The sequence below is a fragment of the Janthinobacterium sp. GW821-FHT03A03 genome (assembly GCF_059421435.1).
The window spans coordinates 1-20,019 of sequence record NZ_JBWKUZ010000002.1 but is presented as its reverse complement, the minus strand read 5'-3'; the positions used below and the strand labels follow the sequence as shown (position 1 = coordinate 20,019).

At 68.9% G+C, this 20,019-nt stretch carries 15 protein-coding genes; 11 read left to right on the top strand and 4 right to left on the bottom strand.

Translation table 11 applies throughout. The annotated features are described in order from the left end of the window. Positions 1–53 precede the first annotated feature (53 nt). On the bottom strand, positions 54–1,379 hold the full coding sequence (locus AC07VI_RS06605) for an SDR family oxidoreductase (protein ID WP_226935639.1): 1,326 nt from the start codon (positions 1,377–1,379) through the stop codon (positions 54–56). Continuing rightward, the gene (locus AC07VI_RS06600) at positions 1,379–2,686 is read right to left on the bottom strand and encodes a nucleotide sugar dehydrogenase (protein ID WP_492994078.1); all 1,308 of its coding nucleotides are present in this window, start codon (positions 2,684–2,686) and stop codon (positions 1,379–1,381) included. The genes AC07VI_RS06605 and AC07VI_RS06600 overlap by 1 nt, the downstream gene beginning before the upstream one ends. 219 nt (positions 2,687–2,905) lie before the next feature. On the opposite strand from AC07VI_RS06600, the gene prsT reads away from it, so the two are divergent. The 3 genes from prsT to AC07VI_RS06585 are packed head-to-tail and all read left to right on the top strand — an operon-like array spanning position 2,906 to position 8,925. Continuing rightward, entirely contained in the window at positions 2,906–5,689 is a 2,784-nt protein-coding gene (gene prsT, locus AC07VI_RS06595; RefSeq protein WP_492994076.1) for an XrtA/PEP-CTERM system TPR-repeat protein PrsT, read from the top strand. Between the two features lie 3 nt (positions 5,690–5,692). Next, on the top strand, positions 5,693–8,158 hold the full coding sequence (locus AC07VI_RS06590) for a hypothetical protein (RefSeq protein WP_492994074.1): 2,466 nt from the start codon (positions 5,693–5,695) through the stop codon (positions 8,156–8,158). Further along, positions 8,155–8,925 (top strand): S1 family peptidase, encoded by a 771-nt coding sequence (locus AC07VI_RS06585; protein WP_086148445.1) that lies wholly within the window; start codon positions 8,155–8,157, stop codon positions 8,923–8,925. Before AC07VI_RS06590 ends, AC07VI_RS06585 begins: the two co-directional genes overlap by 4 nt. A 4-nt stretch (positions 8,926–8,929) precedes the next feature. Here the strand turns inward: AC07VI_RS06585 and AC07VI_RS06580 are convergent, their stop codons facing one another. Both AC07VI_RS06580 and AC07VI_RS06575 read right to left on the bottom strand, forming a co-directional pair. Next, on the bottom strand, positions 8,930–9,676 hold the full coding sequence (locus tag AC07VI_RS06580; RefSeq protein ID WP_086148446.1) for an N-acyl amino acid synthase FeeM domain-containing protein: 747 nt from the start codon (positions 9,674–9,676) through the stop codon (positions 8,930–8,932). Between the two features lie 198 nt (positions 9,677–9,874). Continuing rightward, a complete protein-coding gene (locus AC07VI_RS06575; RefSeq protein ID WP_086148447.1) occupies positions 9,875–10,498 on the bottom strand; it encodes an XrtA/PEP-CTERM system exopolysaccharide export protein in 624 nt (207 codons plus the stop codon). A 250-nt stretch (positions 10,499–10,748) separates the two neighbouring features. On the opposite strand from AC07VI_RS06575, the gene AC07VI_RS06570 reads away from it, so the two are divergent. The 8 genes from AC07VI_RS06570 to xrtA form a co-directional block, all read left to right on the top strand. Further along, positions 10,749–12,278 carry an XrtA system polysaccharide chain length determinant gene (locus AC07VI_RS06570; protein ID WP_086148448.1) on the top strand — a complete coding sequence of 510 codons (1,530 nt, stop codon included), beginning with the start codon at positions 10,749–10,751 and terminating at the stop codon, positions 12,276–12,278. A gap of 20 nt (positions 12,279–12,298) precedes the next feature. Then, complete coding sequence (locus AC07VI_RS06565) at positions 12,299–13,153, top strand: XrtA-associated tyrosine autokinase (protein WP_086148449.1); 855 nt, start codon at positions 12,299–12,301, stop codon at positions 13,151–13,153. Then, entirely contained in the window at positions 13,137–14,672 is a 1,536-nt protein-coding gene (locus AC07VI_RS06560) for a TIGR03016 family PEP-CTERM system-associated outer membrane protein (RefSeq protein WP_492994070.1), read from the top strand. The genes AC07VI_RS06565 and AC07VI_RS06560 overlap by 17 nt, the downstream gene beginning before the upstream one ends. Positions 14,673–14,681: 9 nt before the next feature. Further along, positions 14,682–15,839: a non-hydrolyzing UDP-N-acetylglucosamine 2-epimerase gene (gene wecB, locus AC07VI_RS06555; RefSeq protein ID WP_099420062.1), complete on the top strand. Its 1,158-nt coding sequence runs from the start codon at positions 14,682–14,684 to the stop codon at positions 15,837–15,839. Continuing rightward, entirely contained in the window at positions 15,836–16,687 is an 852-nt protein-coding gene (locus AC07VI_RS06550; RefSeq protein ID WP_492994068.1) for an XrtA system polysaccharide deacetylase, read from the top strand. The genes wecB and AC07VI_RS06550 overlap by 4 nt, the downstream gene beginning before the upstream one ends. Then, the gene (locus tag AC07VI_RS06545) at positions 16,687–17,793 is read left to right on the top strand and encodes a FemAB family XrtA/PEP-CTERM system-associated protein (protein ID WP_193068868.1); all 1,107 of its coding nucleotides are present in this window, start codon (positions 16,687–16,689) and stop codon (positions 17,791–17,793) included. Before AC07VI_RS06550 ends, AC07VI_RS06545 begins: the two co-directional genes overlap by 1 nt. 15 nt (positions 17,794–17,808) lie before the next feature. Further along, positions 17,809–19,095 carry a TIGR03087 family PEP-CTERM/XrtA system glycosyltransferase gene (locus AC07VI_RS06540; RefSeq protein WP_099420063.1) on the top strand — a complete coding sequence of 429 codons (1,287 nt, stop codon included), beginning with the start codon at positions 17,809–17,811 and terminating at the stop codon, positions 19,093–19,095. After that, on the top strand, positions 19,092–20,019 hold a 928-nt coding region (gene xrtA / locus AC07VI_RS06535; protein WP_494808779.1), incomplete at its 3' end, for an exosortase A. The genes AC07VI_RS06540 and xrtA, both read left to right, overlap by 4 nt.

The window sequence follows — 20,019 nt, the reverse complement described above, 5'->3', positions numbered from 1 at the left end:
CCGCGGCTTGTGCTGCCATTGGCTTGCGCTTGCGCTGGCATCGTCGCTGGCGCCTACGCTGGCGCCTGCGCCACGTACCAGGCGATGGTCTGGCGCAGGCCTTGCGCCAGGTCGTGCGTGGGGACGTAGCCGAGCAGGCGGGACGCCTTGGCGATGTCGGCCTGCGAGTGGCGCACGTCGCCGGCGCGGAAGTCGCCGTAGGCGGGCGCCAGCGGCCGGTGGCCGGGACAGGCGGCCAGCAGCATGCGCTGCATGGTCGCGTGCAGCTGTGTCAGGCTGGTGCGGGCGTTCACGGCCACGTTGTAGACCTGGTTGACGGCCGCCGGGTCGCTGCAGGTGGCGGCCAGGATGTTCGCCTGCACGGCGTTCTGCACGTAGCAGAAGTCGCGGCTGGTGGCGCCGTCGCCGTGGATCTGCACGGCCCGCTCGTCGAGCATGGCGGCGATCCAGCGCGGTATCACGGCCGCGTAAGCGCCCAGCGGGTCCTGGCGCGGGCCGAAGACGTTGAAGTAGCGCAGCCCCACCGTTTCCGTGGCATAGCAGCGCGCGTAGATTTGCGCGTACAGCTCATTGACGTATTTGCTCAAGGCATATGGCGACAGCGGTGCGCCGATGTGCTGCTCCACCTTCGGCAAGGCCGGGTGGTCGCCATACGTGGCGCTGGACGCCGCATACACGAAGCGGCGCACGCCGGCGTCGCGGGCGGCGGCCAGCATGCTGAGAAAGCCGCTGACATTGACGGCATGGCACAGCAGCGGGTCTTCCAGCGAGCGGGCCACGGAACCGAGCGCGGCCTGGTGCAGCACGTAGTCGACGCCGGCATGCGCCACGTTTTCCGGCGCCCCGCCTGGCTGCGCCACGCCGCCGCCGGCGGTCTCCCGGCGCGCCGCGCCCCCGTTTGCGACGTCCCCGGCCGCCATGCCGGCGCGCGGGCCTGCGGCTGCGGCCCGGCCACCGTCGGCTCCCGCAGCCACTCCGCCCCGTCCGCCACGGCCCGCAGGGGCGGCGGACGCGGCAGCAGCGGCGCTCGACGGGGCCGCGCCGCACGCGGCCGCGCACGCCTGAGGGTCGCGGATGTCGCCTTCGATGAAGGTGAAGCGCCGCCACGCCGCTTCGCCCACGCTGGCGCGCACCTGTTCAAGGTTGTGGCGGTGGCCCGTCAGGAAATTGTCCAGGCCGCGTACTTCCTGGCCCAGTCGCAACAGGGTTTCCAGCAGGTGCGAGCCGATGAAGCCGGCCACGCCCGTCACCAGCCAGCGCCGCGGCGCATGCGCCAGGCGCGCGCAAGCCTGGCCATACGCGCTGTCGCCGGCGGCCGGAATGCCCGGCGCGGCAGCGGCCAGGCCGGACTGCGGCGCAGCGCGATCGCCGGCCGCCATCACAGCCGCCACACGCGCAGGCCGCCGTCTTGCAGCTGGCGGGGGTCGAAATGCGACTTGATATCGATGAAGCAACCGTTTTCCAGCACCTTGGCCTGGTAGTCGGCCAGCGGACGGGCCAGCAGCGCCTCGTGCGACACGGCGCTGATGATGGCTTCGGCCCGCGGCAGCTGTTCCCAGCTTTCCAGCGACAGCCCGTATTCTTCCAGCGCCTCGCGGCCGTCGGCGACGGGGTCGTGCACGTGCACCTGCACGCCGTACGATTGCAGTTCGCGGATCATGTCGACCACCTTCGAATTGCGCAGGTCGGGGCAATTTTCCTTGAAGGTCAGGCCCAGCACATTCACGTGCGAGCCCTTCAGCTTGAAGCCGGCGCGCACCATTTCCTTGATGGTTTTTTCCGCCACGAACTTGGCCATGCCGTCGTTGATGCGGCGCCCGGCCAGGATCACGTGCGGGTGGTAGCCCAGCATTTCCGCCTTGTGCGTCAAATAGTACGGGTCGACGCCGATGCAGTGGCCGCCCACGAGGCCGGGGCGGAACGGCAGGAAATTCCATTTCGTGCCCGCCGCCTGCAGCACTTCCAGCGTGTCGATGCCGATGCGGTCGAAGATGATGGCCAGCTCGTTCATCAGCGCGATGTTCAGGTCGCGCTGCGTGTTTTCGATGACCTTGGCCGCTTCGGCCACGCGGATGCTCGAGGCCCGGTGCACGCCGGCCGCGACCACGCCTTCGTACAGGGCCGCCACCTGCTCCAGCGTGGCGCCATCGTCGCCCGCGACCACCTTGCGGATGCTGTGCAGGGTGTGGTCCTTGTCGCCGGGGTTGATGCGCTCGGGCGAAAAACCCACGTGGAAGTCTTCCTTCCAGCGCAGGCCCGAATGCCGTTCCAGCAGGGGAATGCAGATTTCCTCGGTGGCGCCCGGATACACGGTCGATTCGTAGATGACGATGGCGCCGCGCCGCATGTGGCGTCCGACGGCCGCGCTGGCGCCGGCCAGGGCGGAAAAGTCGGGATTGTGCGCGCTGTCGACGGGCGTGGGCACGGCCACGACGATGAAGTCGGCCAGCTGCAGCTCGGCCGGATCGCAGCCCACGCTCAGCCATTGCGCCGCCAGCAGCTGTTCCGTGCTCACTTCGCCCGTGGGATCGACGTGACGCCGGTAACTTTCCACCTTGCGCGCCGACAAGTCAAAGCCTATCGTGCGCTGCCGCTTGCCGAACGCCACGGCCAGCTGCAGGCCCACATAACCGAGCCCCACCACGGCCACCACATCGCCCCCCTTGCTTTCCATCTTGCTGTCCATATGCCTGTGCTCCGAATGGTTGCGGCCGGACTGTCGCCGTCCGGGAAATTCTACGGTCGCAGGCACGGCCATTCTTGAGCAGGAACAAGAAACACGGAGCGGACGCCGTCCGCCGCGCCATCATTCGGCGGCCTGTTGAGCGCAATCAATGAGCGCACAGGCCATCTTTTTAAAGTAGGCCATGCCGATTCCTCGTGCATGCCGCAACCGGAGACTTCCATGGCCCGATTCCTGTCACTTACCTTCCCCGCCCTGCCGGCCGCCGCGCTGTGCTGCAGCCTGCTGCTGCCCGTCCTGACCGGCTGCCACGGCACGCAGAACAGCGACACCCTGCTGGCCGACGCGCAGCAATACCGCCAGAAGGGCGAGGCGCGGGCCGCCATCATCCAGCTGAAGAACCTGCTGCAGAAAGACCCGGAAAACGCGGCGGCGCGCCTGCTGCTGGGCAGCATCTATATCGATACGGGCGAAGCCCTATCTGCAGAGAAAGAATTGCGCAAGGCGAAATCGCTGGGCCTGGCGCAACAGCAGGTGATGCCCCTGCTGGGCAAGGCCTGGCTGATGCTGGGCCAGGCCGACAAGGTTCTCGCCGAGATCGCCGACGATGCGGCCCTGCCGCCGGCCATGCTGGCCCTGCGCGGCGACGCCCTGCTGGCCCTCGAACGCCGCGACGAGGCGCGCACCGTGTATACGCGCATGCTCGAAGCCCACCCGGAGCAGGTCGAAGCGCTGCTGGGGCTGGCGCGCATCGCGGCGCTGGAGCAGCAGACGACGACCGCCGAGCTGCTGCTGGCGCAGGCGCTGAAAAGCGCGCCGTCCAGCATCGACGCCCTGCGCCTGCAGGGCGACCTGCAGCGGCTGCAAGGCAAGGACGACGCGGCGCGGCTCACCTATATGCACATCCTCAAGCTCAAGCCCGACAATACCCAGGCCCACATCGATCTCGCCAACCTCGACATCGCGCAAAGCCGTTTTGCGGAAGCGGGCGCGCAGCTGGCCTCGGCGCGCCGCACGGCGCCCAACAGCCTGGGCGTACTGCAGGCGCAGGGCTTGCTCGATTTCCGCCAGGGCAAGCCGAAGGCGGCCCTGCAATCGTTGCAGCTGGTGCTCAAGGCGGCGCCCGACCACATGCCGTCCATCCTGCTGGCGGCCGCCGTGCAGCTGTCGCTCGGTTCGCCGCAACTGGCGGAAGGTTATCTGCAGCGCTTCCTGGCCGTCTATCCCAAGCACCTGTATGCGATCAAGATGATGGCGTCGATCGAGCTGATGCGCAACAGGACGGACGCCGCCATCGAGCTGCTCCTGCCCGCGTTGTCCGCCTTTCCCGACGACGTGGAGCTGCTGTCGCTGGCGGGCGAGGCGCACTTGCGCGCGCGCCGCTACGACAAGGCCACGGCCTACTTTGAAAAGGCCAGCAGCCTGGCGCCGGACACGGCCAGACTGCATGCGGCGCTGGGCATCAGCCGCCTGGGCATGGGCGAGAACGGCCGCGCCATCAACGAGCTGGAGCGGGCCAGCATGCTCGACCGGGGCACGCCGCAGGCGGGCACCATGCTGGTGATGACCTTGCTGCGCAACAAGCAGAACGACAAAGCCCTGGCCACCGTCAAGATGATGGAACAGCAGCAGAAAGGCACGAATCCCCTGCTGCTGAACCTGAAGGGCGGCGTCTACCTGGCCTTGCGCGACTTGCCGGCCGCGCGCGCCAGTTTCGAGCAGGCGCTGGGCATGGACCCCGTCTACCTGCCCGCCCTGAGCAACCTGGCGCAGATCGACCTGGCCGAGAAAAAGCCGGAACAGGCGAAAATGCGTTTCGAGCGGGCGCTGGCGAAAGCGCCGAAAAATGCCGACCTGAGCGCCGCGCTGGCCAAGCTGGCCGCCTCGCAGGGCAACACGGACGAGGCGCGGCGCTGGCTCGAGCGAGGCCACCGCGACAATCCGGACGCCGTCGCGCCGGCCCTGCTGCTCAGTAATTTCTACCTGAAGACGGGGGCGCCGGACAAGGCGCTGGAACTGGCGCGCACCCTGCAAGCGGGCCACCCGGGCGACGCCGACGCGCTGGCCCTGCGGGCGCAGGTCGAATACAGCGCCGGCCAGGCGCAGGCCGCGCTCGACAGCTACAGCAAGCTGGCCAGCATACAGACGACGTCGGCGCCGCTGCAGATGCGCATCGCCAGCCTGCACCTGGCGCTGGGCGACCATGCGGCCACCTTGCAGGCCGTCAAGCGGGCGCAGGCGCTCGACCCCACCCTGCTCGACGCCCGCGTGGTCGAAGTGGCCATGCTGCTGGCCCTGAACCGCCAGCGCGAGGCGCTGGCCGTGGCGCGCAAGGTGCAGGAGCAGCAGCCGAAGCTGGCGGCCGGCTACAAGCTCGAGGGCGACGTGCTGATGGAACAGAAACTGCCGCAGCAAGCCGTCAAGCTGTACGAGCACGCGTTCCAGATCAGCCGCATCGGCGCCCTGCAGGTACAGCTGTACCGCGCCATGCAGGCGGCGGGCCAGGCGCGCGAGGCGGACGCGCGCATGGCGGCCTGGTTGAAGGACTATCCTGACGACCTGCCCACGCGCAACTACCTGGCCGGCACCAAGCTGGCGGCCAGGCAATACCGCGCCGCCATCGAGCAGTTCCAGTACATCGTTGCCAAGGACACGGGCAACGTGGTGGCGCTGAACGACCTGGCCTGGGCCTACCAGCAGGAGCGCGACCCGCGCGCGCAGGTGACGGCCGAACAGGCGCTCAAGCTGGCGCCGGACAACCCTGCCGTGCTCGACACCCTGGGCTGGATCGTGCTGGAACAGGGCGACGTGAAACGCGCGCTCACCGTGCTGCGCAAGGCGGCGGGCCTGGCGCCGGCGTCGCCGGAAATCCAGTACCACCTGGGCGCGGCCCTGGCGCAGTCGGGCGACAAGCCGGGCGCGCGCAAGCAGCTCGAGCAACTGCTGGCCGCCAACAAGGAGTTCCCGCAGCGGGCCGAGGCGCAGGCCTTGCTGACCCGGCTCTAGGCCATGCGCGCAGCCTTGCCCAGCCTGGCGGCGCGGCCGCTGGCCCTGCTCGCGGGCGCGGCCTGCGTGCTGGCCCTGCGCCACTATCCGCTCGAGCACGGCTGGCCCGGCCTGCTGTTCGCCATCATCCTGCCCGCGTATTTCCTGCTGCTGTGCTGGCGTCCCGCCAGCTGGATGTTCTGCCTGCCCGCCCTGCTGCCCGTGCTGGACCTGGCGCCGTGGACGGGCTGGTTCTTTCTGGAAGAAATCGACATCCTGCTGCTGCTGACGGTGGCCTGCGGCTACTGGCGCCTGGGCGGCCCGCCCCAGCCGGCGGCGGCGCGGCTGTCGCCGGCGGCCCGGACCTGTCTGCTGCTGTGCAGCCTGGCCTGGCTGGCGGCGCTGCTGCGCGGCGTGCTGCCGCTGCCGGCCAGCGACCTGAATGCGTGGAATACCTACCTGAGTCCCTACAACAGCCTGCGCCTGGGCAAGGCCTGGGCCTGGAGCATGCTGCTGCTGCCCCTGCTGCTGCGCGACGCCGGCGCCGACGGCTTGCGCCGCCATGCGCTGCCCGGCATGCTGGCGGGCCTGGCCATGGTGTCGCTGTTCGCCCTGTGGGAAAGGGCCGTGTTTCCCGGCCTGCTGAACATGTCCAGCGACTACCGCATCACGGCGCCGTTTTCCGCCATGCACACGGGCGGCGCCGCCCTCGACGGCTACCTGGCCCTGGGCCTGCCGTTTGCCGCCCTGTGGCTGGCCCGCGCGCGCAGCCGCTGGCAGGCGGCGCTGGCCCTGCTCCTGCTGGGACTGGCGCTGCATGCGGCCCTGACGACGTTTTCGCGGGGCCTGTACGCGGCCATCCTGGCCGGCGTGCTGCTGTTCCTGTGGCAGGCGCTGGCGGCAGGCCGCCGCGCCGCCCAGCCGCTGCCGCGCCGCCGCGCCTTGCTGGGCCTGCTGCTGGCGGGCCTGGGCGGGGCCTTGCTCGTCTATATGTTCAGCCTGGCCGGCTACCGGGGCCTGGCGGCCGCCGTGGTCCTGCTCGCCGCAAGCTTCGTGCTGGCCGCGCGCCCGCTGCCGTGGCGCCTGGCGCCGGCCAGCGTGCTGTGCGCGCTGTGCCTGCAATTGCTCCTGGCCAGCTGGTGGCCGGACCCCGCTCGCCTGGCGGCCGGCTGGCTGAAAGGGCCATATTTCCTGTTCCTGCTGGCGGCCCTGCTGCTGGCGGCCGTGCTGCTGCCCGGCCCCCCGCGGCCGGACGGCAGCGCCGCCAAAGGACCCGCCAGGCTGGGCCTGGCCATGATGGCGTGGACCTTGCTCGCCTGTAATCTTGGCTGGATCGCCTGGCATTGGGCCGGCAGCCCCGCCCTGCTGCCGGCCGGCCTCGCCGTGCTGCTGGCCGCGCTGATGCTGTGCAACCGCGCCTTGCGCCCGCCGCTGTGGCAGCTGGACCGCGCCAGCCTCGGCATCGCGGGCGCGGCCGGCATGCTGTTGCTGCTGGCCATCCCCGTTTCCGCCAGCTACTACGCCACGGAACGCTTTGCCACCAGCGCGGGCGACTTGCAGGGCCGCTTGCGCCACTGGCGGCAAGTGCTGGCCATGCAGCCGTCCGGCTGGGACAGCCGGCTGTTCGGCATGGGCATGGGCAGCTTTCCCGCCACCTATTACTGGCACAATCCCCAGCGCGACGTGCCCGCCAGCATCACGTATGCCGCAGAAGGTGGCCGCCCCGGCAACATCTACGTGCGCCTGGCCAGTCCCGGCTACAGCGCCGGCTATGGCGAGCTGCTGCGGCTGCTGCAACGGCTGCCCGTGCAGCCGGCCACGCGCTACACCCTGGCGCTGGACGCGCGCCGCGCGGGCGCCATGCCCGTGCTGCAGGTGCGGCTGTGCCAGCGACAATTGCTGTATCCACAAAATTGCGTGAACGCCCCGCTGCGCCTGCGCGCGCCGCCGCCCGGCGCGCCGGCCACGGCATGGCAGCATTACTCGGTAGAGCTCGACAGCGCCGGGCTGGGCGCGGGCGCCTGGCTGCTGCGCCCGCCCGTGCAGCTGGAGCTGGCGGCCAGCGGCGCGGCCGACTCGTCCGTGGTCGACGTCGACAACATCAGCCTGCGCGCGCCGGGCGGCGAGGAACTGGTGGCCAACGGCCAGTTTGCGCAAGCGCACAATGACTGGTTTTTCAGCAGCGACCACCATCACCTGCCGTGGCACATCAAGAACATGGCCCTGCAGCTGCTGGTGGAAACGGGCTGGTGCGGCGCCCTGTCGATGCTCGCCCTGATGGGCCTGGCGGGCGCGCGCGCGCAGCGCCAGGCCCGCCAGGGCCGCTGCGGCGCCCTGGCCTGCGGCGCCGCGCTGGCCGGCTTTCTCGTCGTCGGCCTGTTCGACAGCCTGATCGACGTGCCGCGCATCGCCCTGCTGTACTACCTGATGCTGCTGGGTACCCTGCTGCAGCCCTTGCCATCCCACCCCGCCGAAAGGGCGCCCCCATGAAAACACGGCTGTTTCCGTTACTGTTCTGCCTGGCGCTGTGCCTTGCCGCTGCGCCGTGCCGCGCCGACGCAACGCTGGCGCAAGTGATCGCCAGGGTCAAGCCCTCCGTCGTCGGCGTGGGCAGCCTGCAAAAGACGCGCACGCCGCCGATGAATTTCATCGGCACGGGCTTCGTCGCGGGCGACGGCTTGAGCGTGCTGACCTGCGCCCACGTGATCCAGAAGCTGCTGGACGCGAACGCGAACGAAGTCATCGGCATCCTCACGGGCCAGGGCGAGGCGGCGCAATTCCGCCCCGCGCAAGTGCTGTCCATCGACACCGAGCACGACCTGGCCCTGCTGCGCCTGGCCGGCGCGCCGCTGCCGGCCCTGGCGCTGGGCGACGCGGCCAGCGTGCGCGAAGGCCAGGCCATGGCCTTCACGGGCTTCCCGCTGGGCATGCTGCTGGGCTTGCACCACGTGACGCACCGCGCCACCGTGTCCTCGCTCACGCCCGTCGTCATGCCCAGCGAAAACGCGCAGCGGCTCGACACGCGGCGCCTGGCGCAGCTGCAAAAGGCGCCGTACACCGTATTCCAGCTGGACGCGACGGCGTATCCGGGCAGCAGCGGCAGCCCCCTGTTCGATCCCGAGACCGGTCTCGTCTACGGCATCGTCAACATGGTCTGGGTCAAGGGCCTGAAGGAAACGGCCATCAGCGCCCCCAGCGGCATCACCTACGCGATCCCGGGCAACCACATGCAGGCGATCTTATTGAAAAACAAATGAGCGTTCAGTTGCGCCCTTGCCGCAAGCGGTCGGTAATACCAGGCTCATCCCATGTTGGAAAAAAAAAGGGGTAAAACGACCGTTCACCCCCATGCTGTTCCATCAAGCCGCCGTATTTGCGGATCTGCGCGCCCATGTAGTCGAGATCGAGCCGCAGCAGCACGGCCGGCGCGCCCACGCGCGTACACTCCCGCTCGCCGCCGAAGTCCTGGAAGCCCAGCATGCGCTTGTAGAACACCACGTGGCGCGGATTGACTTCAATGACGTAATCCGTGAAGCCGTGGATATTGTGGGCATAGATGTAGGAAATATGAATCAGCGCCGCGAAGACGCGCTTGCTCACGCCCTTGTCGATGGCCAGGCGCGACGGTTCGCACAGGCGGCGGCCCTCTTCGCGCAGCACGTCGAGCTTGTCGCGGAAATTCTCGTCGGCCGGCAAGCCGGTCTCGTCATTGTCCAGGCACAGGGTCATGGTGCCCACGGTGGTGCCGGCCGTTTCCGCGAACAGGGTGATCTTGTTGAGCGCATGCGCGGTGCCGGGATCGACGGCATAGCCGCGCCAGCCGTACATCTTGCGGATCAGCAGGCTGGCCGCCTCGCGCCGTCCGCGCGAATTGGCCATGCGGATATGAAAGCGCTGCAGGTCCAGCTCGTGTTCCATGGCCGGATCGATCTTGCCTTCACCCACCACCAGGTCGCTGAATGCGCCGGGCGTGTCGAAGGAAATTATGGGTTCGTCTTCAAAGCTCATCTTGTCCTCACGTTCATCGGCCGCCGTCGAGACGGACTGAAGCCAATGCCTTGTGACAAGAGGAAAAGTGGAGAAGTTCCCACTCCGGGCAAAAAAAACAGAAGAAATGGGCTATTTCATAGCAAAATTACACGCTTAAATTTGCCCGCAAGTACAAAATTACACACAAAATGCTGTTTTGATATCGATGTTGCCGATTTAGAAAAAGCTCTCCGGTATCAGGAGCACGTCGCCGGGCCGCATCATGACATTCGCGGAAATATCGCCGTTCTTCAGTAAATCATCGAGGCGCACGCCCAGCTGCTGCTGGCTGCCGTCGCGCATGCGGATGATGCTGGCCTTGTTGCCGGCGGCGAAATCGGTGATGCCGCCCACGGCGATGAGCACGTCCATCAGCGACATGCCGAGCCGGTACGGCAGCGCCTGCGGCTTGGCCGCCTCGCCGATCACGCGGATCTGCTCGCCATACGGCCCCGAGAAATTGGTGACGATCACCGTCACCACGGGCTGCTGGATGAACTTGCTCAAGGCTTGCTCGACATCGCGCGCCAGCTGGGTCGAGGTCTTGCCGCTGGCCGCCAGGTCTTCCACCAGCGGCGTGGTGATCTTGCCGTCGGGCCGCACGGCCACCGTCAGCGACACTTCCGGATTGCGCCAGACGATGATGTTGACGGAGTCGCCCGGCCCGATCAGGTAGTCGTGCATGGGGGCGCTGTCGTCGGCGGGGGCCAGCGGGTAGCGCGCGCGGCAGGCGCCCAGCAGGCCGGCGGCGCAGGCGAGCACCAGCGTGTTGCGGACAAATACACGGCGAAACGGATTCATGCGGGGCCTCTTCGAGTCGATGGCGCGTCCATGGCCGGCCGCGCAGAAGCAGCCTGGGCCGCGAAGTTCCTATGATTATGAAAACCTGGCAAGCGAACCTTGAGGCGTATCAAGAAGCAATCATTTCGGGAAATCTTACTCAACAGCCGCCATATACTTTGCGTACCCGGCAAGCATTTTCCGCCGCGCGCCGGAGCGTGCGCGCCTTGGGCCCATCCACCACGAAGCACCGTCATCCGAAGGAAGCGACATGGAGGAACTGATACAGCAGCTGCTTTCCAGCCTGAAAGGCATCTGGAAATACCGCTGGCATGCGGTGCTCGTGGCTTGGCTGGTGGCCATCGCCGGCTTCATCAAGGTGATCAGCCTGCCCGACGACTTCCAGACGTCGGCCCGCGTGTTTGTCGATACGCAAACCATCCTCAAGCCGCTGATGGCCGGCATGACCAGCGTGCCGAACGCGGAGCAGCAGGTGGCCATCATGAGCCGCACCCTGCTCAGCCGCCCCAACGTCGAGCGCGTCATGCGCATGGTCGACCTCGACCTCGATTCGAAGACCGTGCGCGAGCACGAGGCGCGGCTCGACGAGCTGATGAGCAACATCAAGATCACGGGCACCAACGCCTACGACATCTACACCATCAGCTACAGCGGGCGCGACCCGAAACTCGTGCGCGACGTCGTGCAAAGCCTGCTCACCATCTTCGTCGAAGGCAGCTTCCAGGGCAAGAAGGGCGATTCGCAGAAGGCGGTGCAATTCATCGACGAACAGATCAAGAATTACGAGGACAAGCTGAGCGCGGCGGAAAACCTGGTCAAGGAATTCAAGATCCGCAACAACCTGCTGCTGCCGCGCCAGGGCATCGACTATGGCAGCCAGCTGCTGATGTCGTCCGACAGCCTGAACAACGCCAAGCTGGAACTGCTCGAGGCCGAGCAGGCGCGCAAGGCCATCCAGAGCCAGATCGAGGGCGACGAGCCGGTGCTGGACATGGAGCCGAACGCGGCGTCCATCACGAATCCCGAACTCGACGAGCGCATCGCCACGCTCAACAAGAACCTCGACAACCTGCGCATGCAGTTCACGGAGCTGCATCCCGACATCATCGCCTCGAAGCGCCTCGTCGCCCAGCTGGAAGAGCGCAAGATCGAGGAAAGCAAGGTCAAGGCGGCGTCCGGCGACCCGGGCAAGAACTACAGCCCCATGCTGCAGCAGCTGAAAGTGGCGCTGACGGATGCGGACGCCAAGGTGGCGGCCATCAAGGCCCGCGTGCAGGAATACAACGCGCGCAACGAGCGCCTGCTGGCGCAAAGCAATGCCGTGCCCGAGGTGGAGTCGCAGCTGGCCCAGCTCAACCGCGACTACATCATCAACAAGGAAAACTATGAAAAGCTGATCGGCCGGCGCGAAGCGGCCAAGCTGTCGGGCGAACTGAGCTCCACCACGGACATGATGGCCTTCAAGATCATCGATCCGCCCACGGTGCAGTACAAGCCCGTCGGGCCGAACCGTCCCCTGCTGTTCAGCGCGGCGCTGGGCGCGGCCCTGGTGGCCGGCGTCGCCACGGCATTGCTGATCAGCCAGGTGCGCCCCACCTTCCTCAGCCCGGCCGAACTGCGCGATGCGACGGGCTTGAGCGTGCTGGGCACGGTCGCGATGAACTGGACGGCCCTGCAGCAGGTGCGCCGCCGCCGCGCCCGCTATGGCTTCGGCGCCTGCCTGGGCAGCCTGTTCGTGCTGTACGGCGGGGTCATGACGGCCGCGCTGCTGAAATTCTAGACGACGCCACGGGAGCCACGATGAGCAGCAAGGAGCGCAGCACGGACAGCGGCAGGCAGGAACCGATCATCCTGGGCGTGGCCGAGGCCGCCGTGCCGTACGGCCCGGACAGCGCGGCCGGCGCCGGCGGCGAAGACGCGGCGGCCGCCGCCAATCCCCGCTACCGCGCCCTGAACCTGGCCCGGCTGCAGGAGCAAGGCATGCTCACGCACGACGGCGGACGCAGCGCCGTGGCCGAGGATTTCCGCATCATCAAGCGCCCGCTGCTGCGCCAGGCGCGCGCCAGCGGCGCCGACGCCATCCGCCACGGCAACCTGATCGTCGTCACCAGCGCCATGCCGGGCGAAGGCAAGACGTATTGCGCCATCAACCTGGCCATGAGCATCGCCATGGAAATGGACATCACGGTGCTGCTGGTCGACGCCGACGTGGCGCGCCCGTCCGTGCTCAAAGTGCTGGGCCTGGCGCCGGAACCGGGCCTGATGGACGTGCTGCTCGACCCGCAGCTGGCCATGGCCGACGTGATCCTGAAGACCAACGTGGCCAACCTGAGCATCCTGCCCGCCGGACGCAGCAACCGGCATGCGACGGAACTGCTGGCCAGCCGCGCCATGAGCCGGCTGCTGGCCGAGATCGCCAGCCGCTACGCCGACCGCATCGTCGTCTTCGACTCGCCGCCCCTGCTGATCACCAGCGAAGCGCACGCGCTGGTGGGGCAGATGGGGCAAGTGGTGATGGTGGTCGAGGCGGAAACGACGACCCAGCACGCCGTCAAGGAAGCGCTGCGCCAGATCGAATCGTGCGAACACATCCATCTGATCTACAACAAGACCAAATCGTTCGCCGCCAACGATTATTATGGCTATTACGACTAGCCGCCGCGCGCCGCCGACCCCGCCGCTGCTGTCCTTGCTGCTATTGCTGCTCCCCGCGCCGGCCTGCGCCGTCGACTGGCTGGTGCAGCCGTCGCTGCGCCTGCGCGAAAGCTATACCGACAATGCGCTGCGCGCGCCGCCCGGCCAGGCGCAGTCCGATTTCATCACCGAGATCGCGCCCGCCATCGCCCTCGTCGGCAGCGGCCCGCGCCTGCGCGTCCACCTCGACTACAGCTGGCACAAGCTGCTGTACCTGCGCCGCGCCGATACGGACCAGCATCAGCTGGACGCCGGGGCCGACGCCGAACTGGTCAAGGACTGGTTCTTTGTCGATGCGGCCGCCGGCGTCAGCCGGCGCAGCATCTCGCCGTTCGGCCCGCAGGTTATCGACGACCTGCCCGGCACGCAGAATGAAAGCACGGTGCGCACCACCAGCATCAGCCCGTACATGCGCCACCGCTTCCGCAGCCTGGCCACGGCCGAGCTGCGCTACACGCGCAATACGGTCGACAGCGGCGGCGACCTGCTGTCCGTGCACAGCGACGAAGCGCAACTGCTGCTCAGCGGCGAACCGCGCGCCGGCGGCTGGACCTGGAACGCCAGCTACGACGTGCGCCGCACGCAGGACAGCAAGCTGGCGACGCAGCGCATGGAGCGCGGCAGCGCCGGCCTGCGCTATCCGTTCAGCAGCAAATGGGCGGCCACGGCCAGCGCCGGCACGGAAAAGGAAGGCTATGAATCGAGCTCGGGCAAGGCGCCGCAGGGACGCTTCTGGACCCTGGGCGGCGTGTGGACGCCGTCGCCGCGCACCAGCGTGGCCTTCAGCACGGGCAAGCGCTTCTTCGGCCATACCTACAGCCTGGACGCCAGCTTCATGCAGCGCCACACCAGCTGGCAGGCGAGCTACAGCGAAAACATCACCACCATGCCCGCGCAATTCATGCGCCTGGGCAACCGCGACGCGGCCGCCCTGCTCGACCAGCTATGGCGCGGCATCTTTCCCAACGCGATGGACCGGCGCCTGCGCATCAACGCCTTCCTGCGCTACGCCAACGGGCTGGGGCCGGAGCTGGGCGCCATCAACTATTTCAGCCACCGCTATTTCCTGCAAAAGCAGGCCAAGCTGACGATGGCGCGCGCGACGGCAAAAAGCACGCTGCTGGTCGGCATCACCGCCGTCGACCGCACGGCGCAGACGGCCAGCGGCATCGACAGCGGCCTGCTGCCGGAGGTGGAATTCGGCAGCGAAGACCGCACGCGCCAGATCGGCGGCAACGTCGGCTGGAGCTGGCAGGCGTCCTCGCGCAGCAGCGTCAACGTCAGCGCCGGCTATGCCGGCACGCGCTCGCTGAGCACTACCCGGCGCGACGGCAACGCCACCGTGACGGCTGGCTATACCCGCATCCTGCAACGCAAAGTGACGGCCAGCATCGACCTGCGCCACACGCTCCACACCAGCAACCGGGGCGGCGGCTACCGCGAAAACGGCGTCAGCGCCACGCTCACCATGCAATTCTAGGGAGGCCGCATGCCGGATCACGCCCCGCTCTCCGCCGCGCCCGCGCACCTGCTGTGCGTGGTGGCCGCGCGTCCCAACCTGATGAAAATGGCGCCCATCCTGTCCGCGCTGGCGCGGCAGGCGCCCGCGCCGCGCGTGACCTTATTGCATACCGGCCAACATTACGATCCGGCCATGAGCGGCCAGGTGTTTGCCGACCTGGGCATGCGCGCGCCCGATGTCAGCCTGGACGTGGGTTCCGGCAGCCACGCGCAGCAGACGGCCGATATCCTGAGCCGCTTCGACACCGTGCTGCGCGAGCTGCCGCGCGCGCCCGACGCCGTGCTGGTGGTGGGCGACGTCAATTCCACGCTGGCCTGCGCGCTGGTGGCGGCCAAGCGGGGCACGCCCGTGATCCACGTCGAAGCGGGCTTGCGCAGCGGCGACCGGCGCATGCCCGAGGAAATCAACCGCGTGCTGACGGACCAGTTGGCCGACCTGTTGTTTACCAGCGAGGACGGGGCGCGCGCCAACCTGCTGCGCGAAGGCGTCGCGGACGAGCGCATCCACTTCGCCGGCAACGTCATGATCGACAGCCTGCGGCAGCAGTTGCCGCGCGCCGTCGACCCGGCCGCCACCCTGCGCGCGCACGGCCACGCCTGCCCGCCCGCCTACGGACTGCTGACGCTGCACCGGCCCGCGAACGTCGACGACGGCGCCCGTCTGGCCGCCCTGCTGCAGGCGCTGGGCGGCCTGTCCAGCCAGCTGCCGCTGCTGTTTCCCGTCCACCCGCGCACGCGCGCCACCCTGCAGCAGGCGGGACTGGACGCGCTGCTGGCGCGCCACGCCATCGTCTGCCTGCCGCCGCTGGGCTACCTGGAAATGCTGGGCCTGATGCGCGGCGCCCGCCTCGTGCTCACCGATTCGGGCGGCGTCCAGGAAGAAACCACGGCCCTGCATGTGCCGTGCCTGACCCTGCGCGACAACACGGAGCGGCCCGCCACCATCAGCGAGGGCACCAATACGCTGGCCGGCACCGACCCGGCCGCCATCGTGGCGCTGGCGCGCGCCACGCTGGACACGGGCGGCAAGCGGGGCCGCCTGCCCGCGCTGTGGGACGGCCACGCGGCCGCGCGCATCGCCGCCGTCACCGTGCCGTGGCTGGCCGCGCGCCGGGGCACGCCATGACGCCGCCGCGCCCGCTGCGCAACGCGCTGACCATCGACGTCGAGGATTACTTCCAGGTCTCCGCCTTCGCGCCGCACGTCGCCCGCGCCGACTGGCCGCACCTCGAATGCCGGGTCGAGGCGAACATCGAGCGCATCCTGCTGCTGCTCGAAAGCCGCCGCATCCACGCCACCTTTTTTGCGCTGGGCTGGATCGCCGCACGCTATCCGGCCATGCTGCGGCGCGTGGCGCAGGCGGGACACGAGGTGGCCAGCCACGGCTACGCCCACCTGCGCGCCAGCGAACAGCCGGCCGCGGCCTTCGCCGAGGACGTGCGCCTGAGCAAAACCATCCTGGAACAGGTGACGGGCCGCGCCGTGCTGGGCTACCGGGCGCCCAGCTTTTCCATCGGCGCCGGCAACCTGTGGGCCTTCGACGTGCTGCAGCAAGCGGGCTACCGCTACAGTTCCAGCATCTACCCGATCCGCCACGACCATTACGGCATGCCCGATGCTCCCCGCTTCGCCTGGCGCCCGCGGGGGCCGCAGGGCGTGCTGGAATTGCCCGTCAGCACAGTGCGCATGGGCCGGCGCAACCTGCCTGCCGGCGGCGGCGGCTATTTCCGCCTGCTGCCGTATCCACTGTCGCGCTGGCTTTTGCGGCGCATCAATTCGCGCGACGGGCAAGCTGGCATATTCTATTTTCATCCCTGGGAAATCGATCCCGGCCAGCCGCGCCCGCCGGGCATGAGCGCGAAGACGCGCTTTCGCCACTACCTGAACCTGGGGCGCATGGAAGCGCGGCTGGCGCGCCTGACCCTCGACTTCGCCTGGGACCGCATGGACCGCATTTTTCTTGAAAGCACATGATGCACGAGGCCAGCCTGCCCCCCGACCTCCCCGCGCCGCCGTGCGGCAGCCTGCCGCCGCGCGCCGCCGTCGCCGTGCGGCAATTGCCAGGCGCGGCGCGCGAACACGCGCGCTGGGACGCCTTCGTCGCGGCCTGTCCCGGCGCCACCTTCTTTCACCGGGCCGGCTGGCAAACCGTCATGGAACAGGGTTTTGGCCACGACAGCTACTTTTTGTATGCCGAGCAGGACGGGCGCATCGCCGCCGTGCTGCCGCTGGCCCACGTGCGCAGCCGCCTGTTCGGCTCGGCCCTCGTCGCGCTGCCGTTTTGCGTGTACGGCGGCATCGCCGGCGGCCCTGACGGGGCGCGCCAGGCCCTCGACGAGGCGGCCCAGGCGCTGGCGCGGCGCCTGGGCGTGGGCCACCTCGAATACCGCTGGCGCGATGCGCCGGAGCAGGCAGGCGCAGCCTGGCTGCAGCGGCCCCTGTACGCGACGTTCCGCCGTCCGCTGCACCTTGATGACGAGCAAAACCTGCTGGCCATCCCCCGCAAGCAGCGCGCCGTCGTGCGCAAGGGCATCGCCAACGGCTTGCACAGCGCCATCGACCATGATCTCGACCGTTTCTACCCGATTTACGCGGACAGCGTGCACCGGCTGGGCACGCCCGTCTTCGCGCGCCGCCATTTCGCCCTGCTGCGCAGCGTGTTCGGCGACGCTTGCGACATCCTCACCGTGTACCACGGCGTGCAGGCGCAGGCCAGCGTACTCGCGTTCTACTTCCGCGACGAAGTGCTGCCCTACTACGGCGGCGGCGCCTTGCTGGCGCGCAGCACGGGCGCCAACGACTTCATGTACTGGGAAGTGATGCGCCGCGCGGCCGCGCGCGGCTGCCGCCTGTTCGATTTCGGCCGCAGCAAGCTGGGCACGGGCGCCTGGGACTTCAAGAAAAACTGGGGTTTTGTTCCGCAGCCGCTGCCCTACGCCTACAAGCTGGTGCGCGCCACGGCCTTGCCCGAGGTCAATCCGCTCAATCCCCGATACGCGCTGTTCATCCGCGCCTGGCGCCGCCTGCCGCTGCCGCTGGCCAACCTGCTGGGGCCGCACATCGTGCGGCAGCTGGGCTAAGCAAGGGAACACACCATGCGCGAACTGCTCTTCCTCGTCCACCGCCTGCCGTATCCGCCCGACAAGGGCGACAAAATACGCTCGTGGCACATGCTGCAATACCTGAGCCGGCATTTCCGCGTGCACCTGGGCTGCTTCATCGACGACGACGACGACTGGCGGCACGCGAAAGCCGTCGCCTCCCTGTGCGCCAGCACGCGCTTCATTGGCCTGCGGCGCGGCGCGGCCCGCTGGCGCGCGGCGCAGGCGCTGCTGGCGCGGCAAGCCATGAGCGTGCACTATTACCGCGACGCCCGGCTGCTGCAATGGGTGGACGGCGTGATATCGAGCGGCAAGGTGCGCCACGCCGTCGCCTATTCCGGGCCCATGGCGCAATACATCGACGGCAGCGCGGGCCGCTCCCTGCACCGCGTGATCGATTTCGTCGACGTCGATTCCGACAAGTGGCGCCAGTACGGCGACAGCAAGCCCTGGCCCCTGTCGCAGCTGTACCGCCACGAAGCCCGCCTGCTGCTGCAGTACGAACGCCATATCGCGCAGCAGTTCACGGCCGCCAGTTTCGTCTCGCCGGCCGAGGCGGCCCTGTTCCGCCAGTGCGCCCCCATGGCGCGCCGCAAGACGGGGCATTTCAACAACGGTGTCGACGCCGTGTATTTCGCCCCGGCCGCGGCGGCGGCGCCGGGCCCGTACGCGCCCGGCGCGCAAGTGCTGGTGTTTACGGGCGCCATGGATTACTGGCCGAATATCGACGCCGTGCAATGGTTCGTGCGCCATGTGTGGCCCGCCCTGCGGCGCCAGTTCCCGCAGCTGCAGTTCTACATCGTCGGCAGCCGGCCGGCGCCCGCCGTCACGGCGCTGGCCAGGGTGGCCGGCGTGACGGTGACGGGCAAGGTGCCCGACATCCGCCCCTACCTGGCGGGCGCGGCCCTGGCCGTGGCGCCCCTGCGCATCGCCCGCGGCGTGCAGAACAAGGTGCTTGAAGCGATGGCAATGGGCAAGATCGTGCTGGCCACGCCGCAGGCGCTCGAAGGCATCGCCGCCCAGCCGGGCCTGGAATTGCTGCTGGCGCGCGACGACATCGAATTCATCCACCACGCGGCGCGCGTGCTGTGCAAGCAGCGCGACGGCGACGGCGGCGCCGCGATCGGCGCGGCGGCGCGCCAGCTGGTGCTGCAGGACCATGACTGGGAGAAAAACCTGCAGGGACTGGGCGCCATGCTGGGCCTGGGCGGCGGCGGGCCGGGCGCGGGACGGCCCGCCGGCCAGGGCGCGGCGCGACCGGCGCGGGAAGCGTCGACATGAACGTGCAACTCGACAGCGTCAATCGCCTGCCCGCGGCCCTGCTGCCGGACGGCCGCCGCGACCTGGCCCTGCCCGCCCTGCTGCTGGCCCTGGCCGCCGTCGTGCTGCTGTACCACGCCACGTTCTGGTCAATGGTGGAACTGTGGTCGCGTTCGCAGACCTTCGCGCACGGCTTCATGATCGTGCCCATCAGCGCATGGCTGGCCTGGCGCCGCCGCGCCCGCCTGGCCGCGCTGGCGCACCGCCCGTCGCCGTGGGGCTTGCTGCTGCTGGCCCTGCTGGGCCTGGCCTGGCTGCTGGCCGACGCCGCCAACGTGCAGGTGGTGGAGCAATACGCGGCCACGGCCATGCTGCCCGCCTGCGTGCTGGCCATCCTCGGCTGGCCGGCCGTGCGCGTGCTGGCCTTTCCGCTGGCCTACCTGTTCCTCGCCGTGCCCTTCGGCGAAATCTTCCTCGAACCGCTGATCGACTTCACGGCCAGCTTCACGGTGGCCGCGCTGCAGCTGACGGGCGTGCCGGTCTTTCGCGACGGCAATAACTTGTCGCTGCCCACTGGCAACTGGTCGGTGGTCGAGGCGTGCAGCGGCCTGCGCTACCTGATCGCCGCGCTGGCCCTGGGCGCCCTCTACGCCCACCTGAATTTCCGCAGCGCGCGGCGGCGCCTGGCCGTCATGGCCGCCGCCCTGCTCGTGCCCATCCTCGCCAATGGCGTGCGCGCCTACCTGATCGTGATGCTGGGGCACCTGAGCAATATGCGCCTGGCCGTCGGCGTCGACCACCTGGTCTACGGCTGGCTGTTCTTCGGCCTGGTGGCCCTGCTGCTATTCTGGATCGCCGCCCGCTGGCGCGAAGCGCCGCTGCTGCGCGCCGCACAGCCCGCGCCGGCGCCCGTGCGCGCGCCCATGGCGGACCGCCGCGCCGCCG